The 17,705-nt window shown below is 46.4% G+C and carries 17 protein-coding genes and 1 pseudogene; 13 read left to right on the forward strand and 5 right to left on the reverse strand.

Translation table 11 applies throughout. The annotated features are described in order from the left end of the window. Positions 1–84 precede the first annotated feature (84 nt). From ABH897_RS08055 to ABH897_RS08075, 5 genes and pseudogenes are all read left to right on the forward strand, one after another. A complete protein-coding gene (locus ABH897_RS08055) occupies positions 85–2,379 on the forward strand; it encodes a glycoside hydrolase family 2 protein (RefSeq protein ID WP_404520453.1) in 2,295 nt (764 codons plus the stop codon). A 236-nt stretch (positions 2,380–2,615) separates the two neighbouring features. Next, on the forward strand, positions 2,616–2,903 hold the full coding sequence (locus ABH897_RS08060) for a hypothetical protein (protein ID WP_044644281.1): 288 nt from the start codon (positions 2,616–2,618) through the stop codon (positions 2,901–2,903). Between the two features lie 146 nt (positions 2,904–3,049). After that, on the forward strand, positions 3,050–3,790 hold the full coding sequence (locus ABH897_RS08065; RefSeq protein ID WP_283653768.1) for a Bax inhibitor-1/YccA family protein: 741 nt from the start codon (positions 3,050–3,052) through the stop codon (positions 3,788–3,790). A gap of 286 nt (positions 3,791–4,076) precedes the next feature. After that, positions 4,077–4,817: pseudogene (locus ABH897_RS08070) on the forward strand (transcriptional regulator); the annotation flags it as partial. Positions 4,818–5,034: 217 nt separating this feature from the next. Beyond that, positions 5,035–5,286: an aspartyl-phosphate phosphatase Spo0E family protein gene (locus tag ABH897_RS08075; protein WP_283653767.1), complete on the forward strand. Its 252-nt coding sequence runs from the start codon at positions 5,035–5,037 to the stop codon at positions 5,284–5,286. Positions 5,287–5,962: 676 nt separating this feature from the next. On the opposite strand, the gene ABH897_RS08080 is transcribed toward ABH897_RS08075, so the two are convergent. Further along, complete coding sequence (locus tag ABH897_RS08080) at positions 5,963–6,400, reverse strand: hypothetical protein (RefSeq protein ID WP_283657438.1); 438 nt, start codon at positions 6,398–6,400, stop codon at positions 5,963–5,965. A gap of 666 nt (positions 6,401–7,066) precedes the next feature. Between ABH897_RS08080 and gpmA the strand changes: the two genes are divergently transcribed. Then, positions 7,067–7,816 (forward strand): 2,3-diphosphoglycerate-dependent phosphoglycerate mutase, encoded by a 750-nt coding sequence (gpmA, locus tag ABH897_RS08085; protein ID WP_283653765.1) that lies wholly within the window; start codon positions 7,067–7,069, stop codon positions 7,814–7,816. 64 nt (positions 7,817–7,880) lie between these two features. Here gpmA and ABH897_RS08090 read toward each other — a convergent pair whose 3' ends face one another. Then, complete coding sequence (locus ABH897_RS08090; RefSeq protein ID WP_404591564.1) at positions 7,881–9,374, reverse strand: alpha-amylase; 1,494 nt, start codon at positions 9,372–9,374, stop codon at positions 7,881–7,883. A gap of 260 nt (positions 9,375–9,634) precedes the next feature. Here ABH897_RS08090 and ABH897_RS08095 point away from each other — a divergent pair, with 260 nt between their 5' ends. The 4 genes from ABH897_RS08095 (at position 9,635) to ABH897_RS08110 (ending at position 13,699) form a co-directional block, all read left to right on the forward strand. After that, positions 9,635–10,432, forward strand: a complete 798-nt coding sequence (locus ABH897_RS08095) for an HNH endonuclease (protein WP_404591566.1) — start codon at positions 9,635–9,637, stop codon at positions 10,430–10,432. A gap of 627 nt (positions 10,433–11,059) precedes the next feature. Next, on the forward strand, positions 11,060–11,491 hold the full coding sequence (locus tag ABH897_RS08100) for a DUF1641 domain-containing protein (protein WP_044644287.1): 432 nt from the start codon (positions 11,060–11,062) through the stop codon (positions 11,489–11,491). A 27-nt stretch (positions 11,492–11,518) separates the two neighbouring features. Further along, complete coding sequence (locus ABH897_RS08105) at positions 11,519–12,700, forward strand: NAD(P)/FAD-dependent oxidoreductase (protein WP_283653763.1); 1,182 nt, start codon at positions 11,519–11,521, stop codon at positions 12,698–12,700. 195 nt (positions 12,701–12,895) lie between these two features. Next, the gene (locus ABH897_RS08110) at positions 12,896–13,699 is read left to right on the forward strand and encodes a copper amine oxidase N-terminal domain-containing protein (RefSeq protein WP_404591568.1); all 804 of its coding nucleotides are present in this window, start codon (positions 12,896–12,898) and stop codon (positions 13,697–13,699) included. A 76-nt stretch (positions 13,700–13,775) separates the two neighbouring features. On the opposite strand, the gene ABH897_RS08115 is transcribed toward ABH897_RS08110, so the two are convergent. Both ABH897_RS08115 and ABH897_RS08120 read right to left on the reverse strand, forming a co-directional pair. Continuing rightward, positions 13,776–14,819 (reverse strand): stalk domain-containing protein, encoded by a 1,044-nt coding sequence (locus ABH897_RS08115; RefSeq protein ID WP_404591570.1) that lies wholly within the window; start codon positions 14,817–14,819, stop codon positions 13,776–13,778. 271 nt (positions 14,820–15,090) lie between these two features. After that, a complete protein-coding gene (locus ABH897_RS08120) occupies positions 15,091–15,267 on the reverse strand; it encodes a CsbD family protein (RefSeq protein ID WP_404591572.1) in 177 nt (58 codons plus the stop codon). Positions 15,268–15,422: 155 nt separating this feature from the next. Between ABH897_RS08120 and ABH897_RS08125 the strand changes: the two genes are divergently transcribed. The 3 genes from ABH897_RS08125 (at position 15,423) to ABH897_RS08135 (ending at position 16,531) form a co-directional block, all read left to right on the forward strand. Beyond that, the gene (locus ABH897_RS08125; RefSeq protein WP_025683910.1) at positions 15,423–15,938 is read left to right on the forward strand and encodes a DUF2179 domain-containing protein; all 516 of its coding nucleotides are present in this window, start codon (positions 15,423–15,425) and stop codon (positions 15,936–15,938) included. Between the two features lie 73 nt (positions 15,939–16,011). Then, positions 16,012–16,212, forward strand: a complete 201-nt coding sequence (locus ABH897_RS08130) for a cold-shock protein (RefSeq protein ID WP_044644292.1) — start codon at positions 16,012–16,014, stop codon at positions 16,210–16,212. A 106-nt stretch (positions 16,213–16,318) separates the two neighbouring features. Then, complete coding sequence (locus ABH897_RS08135; RefSeq protein ID WP_014278674.1) at positions 16,319–16,531, forward strand: cold-shock protein; 213 nt, start codon at positions 16,319–16,321, stop codon at positions 16,529–16,531. A gap of 127 nt (positions 16,532–16,658) precedes the next feature. On the opposite strand, the gene ABH897_RS08140 is transcribed toward ABH897_RS08135, so the two are convergent. Continuing rightward, on the reverse strand, positions 16,659–17,672 hold the full coding sequence (locus tag ABH897_RS08140; protein ID WP_404591574.1) for a substrate-binding domain-containing protein: 1,014 nt from the start codon (positions 17,670–17,672) through the stop codon (positions 16,659–16,661). Positions 17,673–17,705: the final 33 nt, after the last annotated feature.

The raw sequence follows: 17,705 nt of genomic DNA on the forward strand, positions 1-17,705 counted from the left end.
TTTTACTAAGTTTTACTCGTTATTTTTACTTGAATATTTTACTATGGTATCAGATTGGAAAATAAAAGGTTGAGGTGACTGCCCATGCGTACCATTTTGCCGTTGAATGACCAGTGGTTTTACCGTCCTGAATATGTTGAGAGCGAAATAAGCGCAGGAATTGATGCGAGTCGGTATGAGCCCATTCTGCTGCCACACACCAATGTAGAGCTGCCGTATAACTATTTTGACGACAAGGCGTTTCAGTTTGTTTCCACGTATAAAAGGGAGTTGGACATTCCGACGGATGCCAAGGGGAAACGGGTGTACGTCGATTTTGAAGGGGTCATGACTTATGCGGAGATATATCTGAATGGGGTAAAAGCGGGGGAGCATAAAGGTGGCTACACGCCGTTCAGTATTGAATTGACCGGACTTGCGGAATATGGCGGCTCCAACGTGCTAACGGTCATTGTCGATTCCACGGAACGGGATGACATCCCTCCTTTTGGGGCAGTTATTGACTATCTGACCTACGGTGGTATTTACCGCGAGGTGCAGCTGCGAGTTGTCGAGCCTGTGCATCTCGGCACGGTATTCCTCCAAACACCGGAGCCGCTTGCGGCAAGCAAGGCGGTACGCGTGGTCTTGGAGCTGGAGGGGATTGGTGATCAGGAGAACGATTTGACGGTTGCCCTGCGACTGCTGGACGGAGCGAACGTGAAGGCGGAGACCGGGCCGACAGCAGTGGCGGCAGCGGAGGTGACGCTGGAACTGAACGAGCTGGGCGGCCTGCAGCTTTGGGATATAGATGATCCCAAGCTGTATGAAGCAGAGCTGACGCTGCTAAGAGACGGGGAAGAGCTGGATCGGCTGAATGTGCGCTTTGGCTTCCGCGAAGCCGAATTCCAGCCGGATGGATTTTACCTGAACGGGCGAAAGATCAAGCTGCTCGGCTTGAACCGCCATCAGTCTTACCCGTATGTCGGCTATGCCATGCCGAAAAGAGCGCAGCGCCGTGATGCCGATGTACTCAAAGAGGAATTGGGCCTGAATATGGTGCGGACATCGCATTACCCGCAGTCCCGTCATTTCCTGGACCGTTGCGATGAGATCGGATTGCTCGTTTTTGAGGAAATTCCGGGCTGGCAGCATATCGGCGGCGAAGCGTGGAAGGAACAGGCGGTAAAGGATGTAGAGGACATGATTATCCGTGATCGTAATCATCCGTCTATTGTGATCTGGGGCGTGCGGATTAATGAATCGCAGGATGATCATGAGCTGTACGCACGTACTAATGAGCTTGCACGCAAGCTTGATCCGACTCGTGCGACTGGCGGCGTGCGCTATATTGTAGGCAGCGAGCTGCTGGAAGATGTGTATACGATGAACGATTTTGTTCATGACGGTGGGCATAAAAAATATTTGGCGAAGGAAATTCGCAATTTCGATACGTACGACGATACAGAAGGCGTAGATGGCGAAACGACAGGCTTGCGTCAGCCTTCCCTCGTCACGAAGCTGGATCACCCAGTCCCTTATCTGGTGACGGAATATAACGGGCATATGTATCCGACCAAACGTTTTGATCAGGAGGAACGGGTAATGGAGCACGCGCTGCGCCATACGCGGGTCCAGAACGCCTCCTATGCCGATGAAGGTATTGCTGGTGCGATTGGCTGGTGCGCTTTTGACTACAATACCCACGCGGATTTTGGTTCTGGCGATAAAATCTGCTACCACGGTGTCATGGATATGTTCCGCCTGCCCAAATTCGCAGCGAACGTGTATCGCAGTCAGAAGCGGGTCGAGCAGGAAGTCATTTTGGAGCCAGTCACTTACTGGTCACGTGGCGAACGGAACATCGGGGGCGTTGTGCCGCTGGTTGTGTTCACCAATTGTGATGAGGTGGAATTCATTTATGGTGACGAGCGCAAGGGCGTCTATCGTCCAAACCAGGAAAAGTATCCGGCGCTTCCGAATCCTCCCGTCGTCATCGACGAGCTGACAGGCCACTGGGGCATGAAGTGGGAAGATGCCGTGTTCATCGGGTACGTGGACGGTCAAGAGGTCGTTCGCAGACGCTATTCCCGTAATCCCGTACCCACGGAGCTGCGTGTAGCTGCCGACGATACAGTGCTGGAAGCGGGAGATTGGGATGTCACGCGAGTTGTAGTGGATGCTCTGGATGAATACGGCAACGTCTTGCCGTTCTATGCTGATCCGGTTTCCGTGGAGGTCGAGGGAGCGGGTGAATTAATCGGTCCGTCCAGCCTATCGCTAATTGGTGGGCGTATTGCGTTCTGGATTCGTACGAAGGGTGAGGCTGGCAATATCCGCGTGAAGGTTTCCGCGCCATCTCGTTTTAGTCCGCAGGAAGTGAGTATTCATGTGCAGTAGAGTTAAAATGAAGAACATTTAACGATATATGATGTAGGTTATTTCTTCGTTTATTTAAGAAGGGGTTGTCGATCAGGTTCTGCAAAGGATCTGAGAAGGCAACCCTTTTTTGGCCTGTGTATAGGGACTCTAATCTATGAGTCTGTTAATTTGTGTATTATTGCTGAGTCAGTTGACGTTGCGTTCATAGATTGGAAGCATAGAATACACTATCAAGCGCAAGGGAGGTGAATCCTATGGCGATTCTATTACCTCAGCAATTCTATTCTCTCGCTGCTAATATTGGTAAATCATACTTTGAAAACCTGAACGGTGGCGCGAATGCTACAATTACCGTTAATAATAACGGTCCGGCTCCGATCAATCTTGTCGTTACTCGTGTCAACGCACCCGTGATCACTTATGTTATCCCTCCAACTAACAGTCTCACGTTGGCTGTTGCTTTACTACTGGTAGCCGCTCTTCAGACTACCGCAGCTGGAGCAGCTACGGGTACGATCCAGATTGCGACAGCTGATTTTTAAGCTGTAACGATCTGTTCCTCTAGCTCTAGTTTGCCGTAAGGTGAGCTAGAGTTTTTTGCTTTGAAAATTTTCTGAAACTTTTTTTAGGTTGTGCCGATATATACATATGGCATAGTAAATACACATCGAAAAGGAGCATCCCCTTTATGAGCTTTAGCAATCCGGTTTTACGTGATGACATCTTCGTGCGTGAAGATGAAAGAGAAGCTAGCGAACAACGCATGACCATCGGGGGCACGATTAACAAAACGCTGCTCCTGCTGGTTCTGCTGATTATCGCGGGCAGTATCACCTGGTATATGACCTACCAAGGTACAGTAGAGGTATTATCCTTGATCACCGCAGGCTCACTTGGCATGGTCGGAGTAGCGCTGGCTATATCCTTTTTTCCAAAATCGGCCCCGTTTCTATCGCCTGTTTACGCGATTCTGAGCGGTTTTGCTTTAGGCGGAATTTCAGCTTTTATGGAATATGACTATCCCGGCATCGTGGCGAATGCGATTTTGCTGACGGTGGGCATTTTGTTTTTGATGCTCTTTATGTATACACAGCGAATCATTAAGGTTACCCGGGGCTTTATCTCCTTCGTTGTCTTGTGTACGTTGGCGATTTTCCTGGTGACGCTGGTCGACTTTATTTTGAACTTTTTCGGGATGAATGTTCCGTATATTCATGAGACAGGCTGGCTTGGTATCGGTATCAGTCTGTTTATCGTTGTGATAGCGGCTTTGAATCTGCTGCTGGATTTTAATTTCATCGAGGAGCAAGCGGATCAAGGCGCACCGAAATATATGGAGTGGTATGGCGCGTTTGCATTGCTGGTGACTTTAGTGTGGCTGTATGTGCGGATTTTGGAGCTGTTGTCCAAATTCAGTAAGAGAGACTAAGTGTCTGCGATTCATGAATAGTTTCACTTCACGTGCTGATAGGTGCAGGATAAGGAGAAGAGGACGGCTGAGGGCCACCTGCTGATGCAAGTGGCCTTTGCAGTTACCCGTTAACACCGTGATTGAAAGGAACAATGGTTGAATTTGAAGAAGGAAAAGAAACCGGATTCAAAATACTAAAAAATGTCATCCGCATAAATGTAACTACTAATGTTTTTCTCATGTGAATGCACTCCCTGTAAGATATTTTGATACTTTGTCAGCTGTTCCGTTGTTGCAAACATGCCAAATGTATAAATTAGGACAAATTCAATATGATTTGGCTCATAACTCTAAAAAAGAAACTAGGCCGAAAACTAAACTGCGTTCTGGACCACTGTTTGCATACATAGCCTACGCTGAACTGATGTGCGCACATGCTTGTGATGCGAAAGGAAACCATAAACAGGCAATAGAACATATTCAAGGTTATGCTGATCTAAGTTGGGTAAAAGAGAATGACGATGAATCACTTTATTGGAAAAACCAATTTCAGCAATGGGCTAAAATTAATACTTACGTAAACAGGCTTATGTCTGGAGATATTAGCGTTCTACCGGATTACGTTGAGCACATATTAGGCGAAAAACATATTTTTGCTGAACTTTTAAACGTCATAGAAGTAGCTAATCGATACGACATCGACATTGATCATATTCTTCAGCACTTTGAACCCCAAATTGCAGCTTATCGAAACCAAGCTTATACGAGTACATTAGCAGAGCGGCAAGTTATACTCGAAGAAAATGTACGATTCTGGTATAAGTTAGCCAAGTACAACCTGAATAGAGGCAGATACTCATATGGTTTCAAATGTTTAATAGATGCTTTTGAAAAAGCCATTACTCTTAAACATGCACTTCTTATTGCTAATTGTGTTGGTTTGTTTGAGCGTTTCAGAGCAAATGCTGAACCTGGAATACTAGTTCGGTACAACATGTGGGAAAGAAATGATCGAAAAGACGGCTTTGCTATTTGTAGCGATTAGCTTTTTACTGGTATTCGCACTACCAGTTCCAATCGGAATCCCAAGCTCAAGCACAATCCAAGTTCAAGGACACATTGGGACATTTTAAGCAAGTATCGATTTATTACCATAGGCCAGCCTTTGGCTGGTCTTTTTTTTGTAGCTTTTTGGCTAAAAAATGATCATGCTGTATTTGTTCATTATCCTCTAAAATGAAATTCATTAGGAGGTTGAAGGCATGAACATAGATGAAACTTTAACGATAAATCAACAGTTGGAAAGCGCACGTCAACGATTGCATGATCTTTATGAACAGTATGGTTTTGGACATGCTTGCGTACTTGAGCAGGCTATGATTTTGGACGAACTAATTAATCAGTACAATCGTATGTATCAGACTAAGAAGTTACATCACCACTATGTTCAGTCAGAAACCTTAGAAGCCACATCCTTTGTATGCAAAAATATTCCTCTTCCCAATCCCACATAACGCTCATAATTATTCTATAAAATGAATTATTTGAGAAAAAAATAAAAATACATTCCTATGTAATAAAATATAAAATTTGTTTTTTTATTAACTGCAAAGTGTGATATCTGATGGAACAGACTCAGAAAAGGCTATGGTTGTCGGTGGATATATCATTTAGGAGAGAGTGGACAGAATAATAAATTGACCTTGGAGGAAGTGAATGACCTCATGGCTGCGTATGAGCTGCTTTCTTCAAAACCTATTCAACCTTTCAAAAGGCAATAAAAAAAGCCACTCATCATTGAGCGACTTATCTGTCTATGTATTACGGTTATCAGCATGAGAATACCGATATCTGACTTTTATATTAAGCTTTATATACTTTATGTGCACCAAATGAACACAGGCGCTTATTTAAAACCCGAAAAAGAAACAGCAATAAGACCTATTCCCGTAAGCGGGATGCAAAACGCTGTGCTGTTGCATAAAAGCATTTGTACTTAGTTACTAGAGAGGAATGACAAGATCATTTTACTGATTACTGAAAATGACCGTCAAAGAGCAAAAATCGGTAGAAACCGGAAAATGAACGATTAAACCACAAGAAGCTGGCGTTTGCTCACTTTCTCAATGCTAATTGTCCCAAGCGGTACGCTTGCCCATGTTCTCACCGTTTTTCATGGCCTGGAAACATTCAGTACAGAATCGGATGCCCAATGAAACATCCGCCCTTCATAATACCTCCGGGTGAAGTAAGGTTAAGATAGAAATTACCAGTAGACCAAGCGCTTCCGTTAATTTCATCAAATGTTTTACCCGGCTGTACTTTTCCACTCATCTTAACTGGACCACTAGCTGATCCCTGAGTTACTGTTATATTAATTGGGGCACTCCCGTCATTTGACACAAACACTCTAGCATATCCATATCCCGGATCAATGTAGAAACGCTCTGACATGTCAGTATTCCCAAGAGACTTAGCTAGTACCTTATTAGTGGCCTGAGGAGTAATGACGTGATCCCCCACTTTTGGCGCATTCACATCAGTCGTAGCTGCTGCAGAAGCAGTTAATGGAATTGCAACAGCTAAAGACAAGACCGAAAGCAAAGAAGCCTTTTTAATGTTCTTCATATACAAAACCTACTCTCTTTTTCAAATTTTGTTTTTACTCTAAACCAGTCATAAATTTCCTTATTGAGTTAATAAAAGTGATCCCCTCTTTCCAAGATAAGGATAGAAAAGCCTTGATTAATCAACTTCCAATATCTTAATGAGGCACGCTACGGAATTGAACCGCGCAAGGGTTCTGACCAGGCTGTTCATGTTTCCGCTGGTTAACTGGTACCTTGCCTGCCTGCACGTGCCGTAAAGCCTCGGATGATCTCTGGGAAATGGTTCTGGATGAAGCTGATTTAAAGAAGTTCTGCTGCGAGCTGCTCTCGTCATCGGTCAAAGTTGTTTGTTTTTGTTTTTAACTCTGAGTTGCTGTTCCATTTTTTAAGTATTTCATTCCCGAGGAGTTTGCAAAAATCAAATAAGCGACTTCCAATGAACAATATATAGATCGAGATGGTCTAGTTCGTCTATATATTGCACTTCGGAGCGACTGGAATCGAATTTTGCAAAATCCTGTCCACAAAAACTATCCAAAAAAAGCACACAAATTTGTGTGATCAGGCTATGGAGAAACCTCCTATTTTTGCGAGTAGTAAAAGAACCTGTTTAAAAACTGCATTTTACGTTAAATACATAGAAGTTAGGTAAAACATAACGACAGTAAGTAAAGGAGTGGGGCCTATGTATCAAGTGGTGCTGGTGAGGCATGGAGAAAGCGTATATAACCGCCAAAATCTGTTTACAGGCTGGACGGATGTCGACCTGACCGAGCAGGGAACCCATGAAGCTATAGAGGCGGGCCGTATTCTCAAGGAGGCCGGGTATACGTTTGATCTGGCGTTCGCTTCGGTGCTAAAACGATCCATTCGTACGCTGTATCACATTTTGGACGAGCTGGATCATTTGTGGATACCCGTGCAGAAGTCGTGGAAACTGAACGAACGCCATTATGGTGCTCTTCAGGGACTCAGCAAGCTGGATTCTGCCGTCCAATACGGCGAGGAGCAGGTTCATATCTGGCGGCGCAGCCTGACGGTACGGCCTCCCATGCTGGATGAACAGGATGAACGCAGTCCTCACAGGGAGGAACGATACCGTAACATTAAGCCGGAAGAGCTGCCGCTTGGGGAAAGTTTGGAGGATACCGTGCATCGGGTCGGTGAGTTTTGGAAGCAGCGGATTGTGCCCTTGGTGCAAAAAAAGGAACGGGTCATTATTTCCGCGCATGGCAACACCCTGCGGGCATTGATCAAGTACATGGAGAATTTGGACGAAACCGCACTGCTGGATTTGAATATTCCGACTGGCATTCCGCTGGTATATGAGCTGGACGAGCATATAGATCCCATTCGGCGCTTCTATCTTGGTGATCCGAGTCATGTGGAGGCGAAAAAACAGGTTGTGGCTAACCAAAGCAAGGTGACGGAGTGATTTTCGATAAAAAAAGAGGACAGGGCGCATCCTCGCATCCTGTCCTCTTTGGGTTGGGTATAAGTTAAGCGTCCACTTCGTCGTCTGCTTCCGGGCTGTCATCCTCGGCGGGAAGCGCCCACACCGATACACTGCCAGCACGAACCGGGAATACGCCGTAGCCATCCTGTTCAATCTGTACGATATGGTCGTGACGGCCCGTCAGATCGGTCCAATGCTCTCCTGCGCGGTGTTTTCCCACAAACATACGCTTCTCTCCGTTGTCGGCGTTGGTGACTACCACGGCACAGCCGGAGCCCTTCAGTTCAGGCACGCCCTGACGAACCCATCCAATCGTATGGGGATCATCCAAATAATCCTTTTGCTCACCATAGGCTTTATGATATCGGGCGTACAGGAGCGGATCCAGCTCGGCCTGTTTGCCTTTCACGGGCGTTTGCCCTTGAATGCCATAGTAATCGCCGTAGAATACGCAGGGGTAACCGTCCTTGCGCAGCAAGATGAGCGCGTAGGCGCTGGGCTTAAACCAGTCCTCTACCCACGATTCCAGAGCTTCATGGGGCTGGGAATCATGATTATCGACAAAAGTAACGGAGTTCAGGGGATGAGTCTGGACTAGCGTATCCTCGAAAATGGTGCTTAAATCGAAATCCTTTCCACCCAAGGAAGCGCTATGTAGTTTGTAGTGGAGGGATACGTCAAACAGGTCGATTTTATAATCAATGGTGTCCAGAAATTTTTGACATGATTCCAGATCGGGTTTCCAAAACTCGCCGACCATATAAAAGTCCTGTCCGCGCTTTTTGATCATTTCCGTCGCGAACTCCCGTACAAATTCATGATTGATATGCTTGATTGCGTCCAGCCGAAATCCGTTGCATTGTAGGGTATCCACCAGCCATTTGCCCCAGCGGATCATTTCCTTGCGCACTTCCTGATGATTATAGTCAATATTGGCGAACATCAAATAATCATAATTACCGAATTCATCATCTACATGCTCGCTCCAGCTTTTGTTTTTGCCTAAAATACGATAAATTCCCGTTCGGTCCTGACTTGCATCGTAATCTGTTCCGTTAAAATGCTCAAAATTCCATTGAAATGTGGAATACTGACCCTGACGACCGGGGAACGTAAATTTAGTCCAGCCTTCGATATCGAACGGCTCGGAAATGACCTCATTGCGGTTATCCGGGTTGACCTCGACGACCTTGAATACTTCGGTTTCATCCGCGCCAGCTTTATGGTTCATGACCAGATCGACATAGACGGCTACACCGTGGCAAACGCAGGCAGCAATAGCCTCCAGCAGATCTTCCCTTGTACCGTATTTGGTGCGCACCGCACCTTTTTGATCAAACTCACCCAGATCGTAAAGGTCATAGACGCCGTATCCCGTATCCTCGGGGGATTGGCCCTTGGTGACAGGTGGAATCCATATCGCGTCAATTCCTTTGGCCTTCAATTCCGGTGCCAGGCGGGCAAGTTTCTTCCAGTGGGAGCCGTCAGCCTCGACGTTCCACTCGAAAAACTGCATCATCGTATGGTTCCTTTTCATCATGCGTCCCTCCTTCATATATAACAAGTTACCCACCAAGCAAGGGGGGCTAAACGTCAGGCGGTTAATAAGCTGCCGAACGAAGAACAGGGATCGCTGTATAACGTATGCCAAATGATTAAAATTTGTTATACCTTGAGAGTATATATATTCGATAGCTAGAAAAGGGAACGTGAAAACGGTAGAATGAATTTAACTTAACAAAGGTTCGGGTTTCAGGTATTCGGTAAACGTGAGCAACAGGGAAAGGAGGGGCGGACATGACGGAATCGCAGTCAATCAGTAACGAAGCGGGTAAACCGCTGATGAAAAAATGTACGTATTGTCAGGAGCTGAAGCCTTTAACGGAATTTCAGCGCAGAACCGGTCGCCGGGCCGGTCCTTATTCCCGGCGTGGTCCTTGTCGTTCCTGCCGGGGGTTAGCGGCGCAAGAACGTGCGTCTGCGTCCGCTCCTTCCGGCGAGGGAAGAAAGCCCCTCACGGCTTCCCTGGCATCGCATGGCGCTGGGGATGAGGCAGTCGTGCAAGGCATGGAGGCGTCCGCACAGCCTGACGTGCAGCCTCAGCCGCCACGCAGGAAGCCAGTCACGGATAAAGCCCGTGAGCGTCATCGGCAGCGCGTTCGACATTTGCTCAGCAGGCTGAAGCCTGCGGATACCAAGGTTCTGCGGCTCAACCGTAACGGTATGATTCGGCTAAGGGGCAAAACTGATCAGGGGAGACGTTGGCATCAGGAGATTGAATTTGATCTGGCGGTTACACTGGTCAGAGAGCGCATGGCAGTGGTTGTTAATCCGTACACCATCCGCAGACTCTACAGCAATAAGGAATTCCGTCAATATGTGCTCAAGCGTGATCGCTATACCTGCTTTTTCTGCGGGGGTTATGGTGCTACCATTGATCATTTGCTGCCCCGTGCCAAAGGGGGACACACTACGCCCGTCAATTGTGTATGTGCTTGCAACGAATGCAATCAATTCAAGGCGGCCCGTGATGTCGATGAATTCATCGAATCTGGTGTGCCGTTGCCATCTCCTGATGATTCCGATGCCCCCTGAGGACTCCCTATGAAAGCCGGGCGGCGCTTCTGAGGGTGTCGGTTTCTCGGTCTTGAGTACAGCTCGACCTCAAAGCCGGATTCCTTCCATGCGGTTGTTCCGCCTTATCTGAAAATGTTTTAGCCATCGTATCAAACCTCCGTATACATATTTTGTGGTGATTTTCATGTGATCGCGATATGAAATTCACTCTCTCTATCACCCTTCCATGCTATGAAATGACCCTTTTTTTGCGGAAAATTGGACAAAATCTAATTTTATTCTAATTTTTATCTAAAATAACAATAAAAATTTTGTAGAAATTTGTGCAAATTTAAAATTTCTTCGACGATTGTGTTGTAAACAGTGTAATATAGAGGTATAGGGTTCCGTTTCGGCCTGTTGTAGTCACGAAGGAGCGCTTCGTGGGATATTCCGCAGCAGTAACAACAGAATACCGTCTGAACATATACAATTGGCGTTTGCGATGAATCAGTCTTGCCCCATTGGGTATAGGCCGGTTTTAGCTGTGCTTCTTGCATGTTTAAGGGCGTGAATTCAATGAACGTTTTATTGCTAGAGTTTATGGATACAGGTTACGAGAAAGGAATGGACTTCTATTTTCACAGTAAAGGAGGACGTTCACGCATGTCTGAAAACCAACAAGAGGTGGCTGTAACACAAGAAGCTACTAAAGAGTCTCGGGATGTATTGGACCAATTGATGAAACCGGAGGTTCAGCAATCGCTGACCGTACTGGTTGAGAATCTGCCCAAGTTGACTGAGATGGTTACTTTGATGACCGACGCTTATGATGTAGCCCGTAGTTTGGCAACCGACCCTGTATTTATCGGCGATATGAAAAGTTCCATGGGAGAGTTTGTGAAGCCTGTTACAGAGTCGGCTAAAGGCTTGGCTTCTGCTGCCATTGAAGCAGGAGACCGCGTACAAACTACAGACGGCAGTGTAGGTCTGTTTGGCCTGCTCAAAATGCTTAAAGATCCAAATGTACAAAAAACGCTGCGTTTCAGCCAGGCTTTCCTGGATATTCTGAATGAGCGCCAACGCGAGAGCAAATAATTACCTGATCAAGAACGGAGGATGGACATGTCGAAGCAAATTTTGATCTTGGGCGGCGGATACGGCGGCTTGCTGGCCGCTCTGACAGCACGCCAGCATCTGGACGCTAGCCAAGCAACCATTACAGTGGTAAACCGCTTTGCGTCTCACCAAATTATTACGGAGCTGCACCGTTTGGCGGCAGGTACAATTGCCGAGAAAGCTGTTGCGCTTCCTTTGGAGAAACTGCTGCGTAACAAAGAAATTATCCTGAAAGTGGATACGGTTTCGGAAATCAAACCGGATGATAAAAAAGTAACTCTGGCCAGTGGCGCTACGTTGAGCTATGATGCTCTCGTCATTTCCCTGGGCAGCGAAACGGCTTACTTCGGTATTCCGGGGCTGCAAGAACACAGCTTCACGCTGAAATCAGTGGCAGAAGCGAATCGCATTCGCGCACACGTAGAAGCTCGTCTGGATGCTTACAAGCAATCCGGCAACAAAGCGGACGCTACAATCGTTATCGGTGGTGGCGGTCTGACTGGTGTCGAGCTGGTGGGCGAATATGCTGACAAGCTGCCTGCGGTTTGTCGTGAAAAAGGCATTAACTACGAAGATATTAACCTGTATTGCGTAGAAGCTGGACCATCTATTTTGGCAGGCTTCCCTCAAGCACTGGTTGATCGTGCAGTAACAAGCCTTGAAAAACGTGGCGTTCAAATCGTAGCCGGTGTTCCAATTACAGAAATGAAAGCCGACGAAGTTCTGCTCAAAGACGGACGTTCGATCCAAACGAACACCCTGATCTGGACAGGCGGCGTACAAGGCAACGCACTGGTTGGCGCATCCGGTATCGAAGTGAACCGTGGCCGCGCAACCGTGAACGGTGCACTGCAATCCACTTCCCATGAAGACATCTTCCTCGCTGGCGACAGCGCAGTGGTGTTCCCAGATGAAGGCGAGCGTCCATACCCTCCAACTGCACAGTTGGCTTGGCAAATGGGCGAAACGGTTGGTTACAACATTTTTGCTTACTTCAACGGAGCGAAAATGGAACGCTTCACACCAGTGTTCTCCGGTACGCTGGGCAGCTTGGGCAGAACAGACGCGATCGGTACGGTTGGTGCGAATGGCACCCAACTGAAAGGCGCTGTAGCCACTTTGATGAAGGAAGGCAGTAACATCCGTTACCTGTCCCACATCAAAGGACTTTTTGCATTGGCCTATTAATATTCCTTACATTTTATATGCTTTATTCGAAGAGAGCGCTGAACGGTGCTCTCTTTTTGTTATGTAATTGAACCTTCTATACATCATTATGTGTAAAAATAAATATTCTTTATTGAGGTAAATATTATAAATTTTGGTTGAAATTCTATGTTTGTAGGAGTAGACTACTTACGAAAAAATAACTAGGAGGGCATTATGAAAATTAGATTATTAATCTGCCTTATGATCGTATTGAATTTTGTTGCTACAAACACGAATTTGGCATCTGCTCAAGCTCAAGGCCAAACCCCCATACACTTGAAGGTCAATGATCATTACGTTCTATATACTTACCCTGCATCACCTTTTTTGGATAAGAAGGACAGACTGCTTATACCGCTCCAAGCGGCTGAGGATATACTGGGTGGTAAAGTAACTTTCAATGCAGCGAGCAAAACCGCTTCTGTTGATCTGTTGGGCCGTAATGTAACGGCTATGATCGGATCACCCGAAATATCGGTTAATGGTGAGCCAGTGACAATGGACACAGTCCCCATCATGAAAAGTAATGCGATGTTTTTGCCGGTATCCATTTTGTTGAAAGATACAGATGCGAAGATGGAGTGGGATCCCAAGCGTGGCTTATGGAAACTAAGGCATGATAGCTTTACGGAAAGTCCAGTTCTTATGAAATTTAAGGGACAAGACTTGGCCCAGGTCATGGATGCGAATGCGTTTGATCTTACTTCCTTTGATTGGGATCGCAAGAAAGGCATATTGGATATTTATGCTATGTACGAGGGCGGCTTATCACCTGCTCCCAGGCAAATCGACTTTAATCCTATGATTGTTTATAGCAAAGGGACCTATAGTGTAAATCCTTATTCTAAATTCAATATGAATTATAAAGTTAACATAACCAGCCCCGGTAATTTGGTTTATACGAGAAATATCGATACAACCGATGCGGATAAAGATTATATAAAATATATTACTTCTGTGGGTAGGCTGATTAAATAATTGAATGCATGATGGTTGTGTATCATAAAAAAAGGCGACAAGGGCTATAAAGCCTTTGTCGCTTTTTTATTTATATTTAGAAGTTAGTAATTAGGTTGCGGTTGTCCTTGTTGCGGATAGTTCCACTGACTCTATCAATGGACTCTCTGTCTTTCAGATAATCAGTAACGCCATCTGTCAGGTTGCTTCTTTGCGAATTCGAGAGCTTATTCCAATCATCCGAATTTACAAACACATCCACGTAGGCGTCACTGCTGTCGCCTCTTACGTTGAAATCAAAGCCGTACCCGGCGTAGTTGCCGTATCTGTCGGACAAAGAACGTTGGATCGTGCTTGCGTCGAAAGATGTACCTATTTTTTTAATCGTAACATCGCCTCTGCTGTTGGTTGAGAAGCTCGCTAATTTATCGTTATTGCTGGAATTCTTAACCGTACCGTCAACATCGGCATCCTTGTACTCTTTCAAAATATCGTCAACGATGTCCTCCAGGTAGCTCTTTTGTTTACTGCTGGATAGGTCAGTCCATCTGGATTTCGTCATTTCGATGGTCACGGTAATAGAGTTTTTATTGCCACTGAGCGAGATATCAGAGTTGGTGTTGTAGTCATCGCTGTGATCATCGTTCAGTTCCTTTTGAAGATCCTTCAAGGAGCTAGAGCTGCTTTTGCTTGCGTCATCTTTTAGCGTCTGATTGTCTTTTTGCAATTGAGCGATGGTAGCGTCTTTAGTTGTGTTCGCTGCTTTCGCTGTGTTCAGTTCCTGAGTCAGCGTCGTAATCTGGTTGTTCAATGCTGTAACTGTAGATTGATCAATCGGAACGCCTTTGTCAGCAATGACTACGCGTTTGTTGGTACCGTCCCAATCTACTTTTTTATCCAAAGCTGTACCTGCCAGACGAAGCGGGAGATAAGTCACGCCATCCAGCATAAATGGTTCTGTTTTTGCATCATAAGGAACCTCAGTTCCGTTGTAGATGATTTTGATATTGTTATAAACTGCTTGGATCGGCTTAGTCACTTGCGCGGCATATGTGGATTGGCTGAAAAGAGCCCCCGATATGGCCAAGGCGGATACGGCAGTGATGATGACAGGCTTTTTCATAGATTTCAATGATTTCATTCGTTGGTCTACCCCTTTATTTAAGAATTATAGCCTAGTTCATAGACTAGAGTAACATTAATGCCTACAAAATCCAACACGTTTGGAGGGATATTAGCAGATGTGCTTATATTGGTTAGACGCAACAGCAACAGTAAAAGTTGCCCTGTTTTCGTAAAAGTTTTTTTGAAAAGTTGTCAAACAAAACAAGTCAAACAAAATAAGCCCGCTGCACAAGACAGCGAGGCTTGATGGGAAAATATTGCGTCAAAGCTCATATCCAAAGCACGAATTATTTGCCGTCCTTCAGCATGCCTGCTGTTTCCTGAAGATGGCCTTTGGCCTTATCCAGCTTACCTTCGGCTTGAAGGGATTTATTATCCATGGCATTCCCGATTTGATCCTTGATTTCACCTTTGGCTTTGTTAACATTACCTTTGATTTTATCGCTGATTCCGTTATCCTTCATGTTGTAGCCCTCCTTATAATGATCGAACATTCATTCAGCATGCTGTAGTTAGTCTTTACCCGAACGAGGGTGATGCGAAACGGAAAGCTGTGCGACATACAAGGGTATAATGATGGATACAGGCCAAATCAGAACGTGAAATGAGGAGTGGGCGTATGCTTAAAATTTTGTTATTTATTTTTGTTATTCAAATTATTTACGTATCTGCGTATACACTGCGTATGATTTTGACGCTGAAAGGACAGAAGTACGTTGCTGCGCTCATAAGTACTGTAGAAGTTACGATCTATGTGCTGGGCCTGAACATGGTGCTTAAGTATTTGGATCAGGTGGCAAGTCTCGCGGTTTACGCCATCGGCTATGCGCTTGGTATTCTCATTGGAGCATGGATTGAGGAAAAAATAGCGCTCGGCTACGTAACTGTCAAGGTGATCAGCAATGAGGTCAACGGAGGTATCGCCAATGCGCTGCGTGACAAAGGGTACGGTGTTACAGCCTGGCTGGGCAGCGGGCGGGATGGAGATCGACTGGTGATGGAAATTTTGGCTAAGCGAAAAAATCAGAACAAGCTGTACCAATCCATTCTGGATATTGATCCCAAGGCCTTTGTCATTACAGTGGAGCCGAAGCAGTTTCATGGCGGTTTCTGGACCAAGGCGATCCGCAAGTAAACATTTTGGAAAAATACGCATATTTTTCAGAGGATGGAGCATATTAATACCCGCACAGGAGGGATTTAACAATATGCCAACAGGAACAGTCAAATGGTTTAATGCAGATAAAGGCTTCGGCTTTATCGAGACAGAGGGCCAGGATATTTTTGTCCACTACAGCGCTATCGACGGCGAAGGCTTCAAGACGCTGGACGAAGGCCAGCATGTGGAATTTAACGTGGTGGAAAGCCAGCGCGGGCCGCAGGCGGAGCATGTCACCAAGACCAGCTAAAAACGGTCAGGACGAGCTGGATCAGAGGAGCCTCTTTGCCGCTTCGTTGGGCGGGGCTCCCTTCTAATGTAGGGGATTACCCCATAAAACCGAGGGGGGAATGTAGATGTACAGACGCCAGGCTCCGGAGATTATCCCAGAGGAAGATACGGCGATTTGGTCGTGTACCAACGAGGGTTGCAACGGCTGGATGCGGACGGATTTCACCTTTTTGAGCGAACCGGTTTGTCCGTTCTGCCAAGCCTCCATGGGACAGGAAACGCGGATGCTCCCGATTCTCAATCGAACGGGCAACTCTTTTGTGGCCCAACGCTCCTGAGTAAAGGCGAGTATGTTGACCACGTGTGTAGAATCTATGAACATCAAAAGCCGCTCCAGCGACATGCTGAGCGGCTTTTGGTTGTGAAGCTTTGAGAATAGGGCCAATTGTCCAAGGCATACATCGATCACGGCCTCTCCATGCGCTGCACGGAATCGCGATACACGATGTGACCTTGTACAAGGACCCGGCCAAAACGACTGCCGGGATGGCTTATTTTTTTCATCATCGATTCAATGGCAGTACGTGCCATCTGTTCAATGTCCACTCCAACGGTAGTCAGTTGCGGAACAATAAGGGTGGCATATACATCGTTGTCGAAGCCAACCACAGAGCAATCTTCAGGCACACGGTATCCCAGAGCAATGAGCTTTTGCACCAGGTTGTACGCGACCTGGTCACAGTTGCATACGAAGGCGGTCGGCAGTGGCTGAGGCAGCTCCATATCAACGTATACGCCCTCGTCGTCCCGGTCGCTGAGCACCCACTCGTTACACAGGGGCAGCCTGTGCTCCAGCAAGGATTTATAGTAGCCGAGGAAACGGTCCTGAATGCTGCTGGTGGAGTAGAGATTACCCACATATGCGATGTCCCGGTGTCCCTGGGCGATCAAATAGTTGGTCAGCTCGTAGGCTCCGTAAAAATTATCGGTTACTACGGAGTCAATATCGGCATGCTCATCATAAAAATCAAGAAACATTTTGGGCAGGTCCATGGACTGCACTAGCTCAATATATGGCTTACTCACTTGTCCCAGAAGAATGAAGCCATCCACCTTGCGATCGTAATAGATACGTGGCAGATGAAGCTGTTCTTCGTCCTCGCGATGGAGGATGTGAAGAATGCCGTAGTAGCCGTATTGCTCGAGTTCCCGCGAAATTTGCTGATAGATGTGCAGATAAAACGATTGGCCGGGGCCGGTAAAACGCTCGGGAATGACAACACCAATGTTATAGGTGAGGCCCTCCTTCATGGACTTGGCAGCGGTATTGAAACGGTAGCCCATTTCGCCCGCAAGCGTCTTGATGCGCTCCTTTAGCTCATCGCTAACTCCATCCTTGTCATTGAGCGCCTTCGACACGGTCACGCTGCTAACCCCCAGCTTTTCTGCAATATCCCGCATCGTTACGTTGCTCTTCATTTCCTGTTCCGCCTTCCAATTTAAAAAAGATCA

The sequence above is a fragment of the Paenibacillus sp. RC73 genome (genome assembly GCF_044908085.1).
GTDB classification, from domain to species: Bacteria; Bacillota; Bacilli; order Paenibacillales; family Paenibacillaceae; genus Paenibacillus; species Paenibacillus terrae_A.

Excerpts from the sequence above, each read along its gene's own strand:
- ABH897_RS08125 (WP_025683910.1), top strand. The coding sequence starts at position 15,423 with ATGCTTAAAATTTTGTTATTTATTTTTGTTATTCAAATTATTTACGTA.
- ABH897_RS08080 (WP_283657438.1), bottom strand. The coding sequence starts at position 6,400 with ATGAAGAACATTAAAAAGGCTTCTTTGCTTTCGGTCTTGTCTTTAGCT.
- ABH897_RS08140 (WP_404591574.1), bottom strand. The coding sequence starts at position 17,672 with ATGAAGAGCAACGTAACGATGCGGGATATTGCAGAAAAGCTGGGGGTT.
- ABH897_RS08090 (WP_404591564.1), bottom strand. The coding sequence starts at position 9,374 with ATGAAAAGGAACCATACGATGATGCAGTTTTTCGAGTGGAACGTCGAG.
- ABH897_RS08130 (WP_044644292.1), top strand. The coding sequence starts at position 16,012 with ATGCCAACAGGAACAGTCAAATGGTTTAATGCAGATAAAGGCTTCGGC.
- ABH897_RS08075 (WP_283653767.1), top strand. The coding sequence starts at position 5,035 with ATGAACATAGATGAAACTTTAACGATAAATCAACAGTTGGAAAGCGCA.
- gpmA (WP_283653765.1), top strand. The coding sequence starts at position 7,067 with ATGTATCAAGTGGTGCTGGTGAGGCATGGAGAAAGCGTATATAACCGC.
- ABH897_RS08115 (WP_404591570.1), bottom strand. The coding sequence starts at position 14,819 with ATGAAATCATTGAAATCTATGAAAAAGCCTGTCATCATCACTGCCGTA.
- ABH897_RS08120 (WP_404591572.1), bottom strand. The coding sequence starts at position 15,267 with ATGAAGGATAACGGAATCAGCGATAAAATCAAAGGTAATGTTAACAAA.
- ABH897_RS08060 (WP_044644281.1), top strand. The coding sequence starts at position 2,616 with ATGGCGATTCTATTACCTCAGCAATTCTATTCTCTCGCTGCTAATATT.
- ABH897_RS08105 (WP_283653763.1), top strand. The coding sequence starts at position 11,519 with ATGTCGAAGCAAATTTTGATCTTGGGCGGCGGATACGGCGGCTTGCTG.
- ABH897_RS08095 (WP_404591566.1), top strand. The coding sequence starts at position 9,635 with ATGACGGAATCGCAGTCAATCAGTAACGAAGCGGGTAAACCGCTGATG.
- ABH897_RS08055 (WP_404520453.1), top strand. The coding sequence starts at position 85 with ATGCGTACCATTTTGCCGTTGAATGACCAGTGGTTTTACCGTCCTGAA.
- ABH897_RS08135 (WP_014278674.1), top strand. The coding sequence starts at position 16,319 with ATGTACAGACGCCAGGCTCCGGAGATTATCCCAGAGGAAGATACGGCG.
- ABH897_RS08110 (WP_404591568.1), top strand. The coding sequence starts at position 12,896 with ATGAAAATTAGATTATTAATCTGCCTTATGATCGTATTGAATTTTGTT.
- ABH897_RS08065 (WP_283653768.1), top strand. The coding sequence starts at position 3,050 with ATGAGCTTTAGCAATCCGGTTTTACGTGATGACATCTTCGTGCGTGAA.
- ABH897_RS08100 (WP_044644287.1), top strand. The coding sequence starts at position 11,060 with ATGTCTGAAAACCAACAAGAGGTGGCTGTAACACAAGAAGCTACTAAA.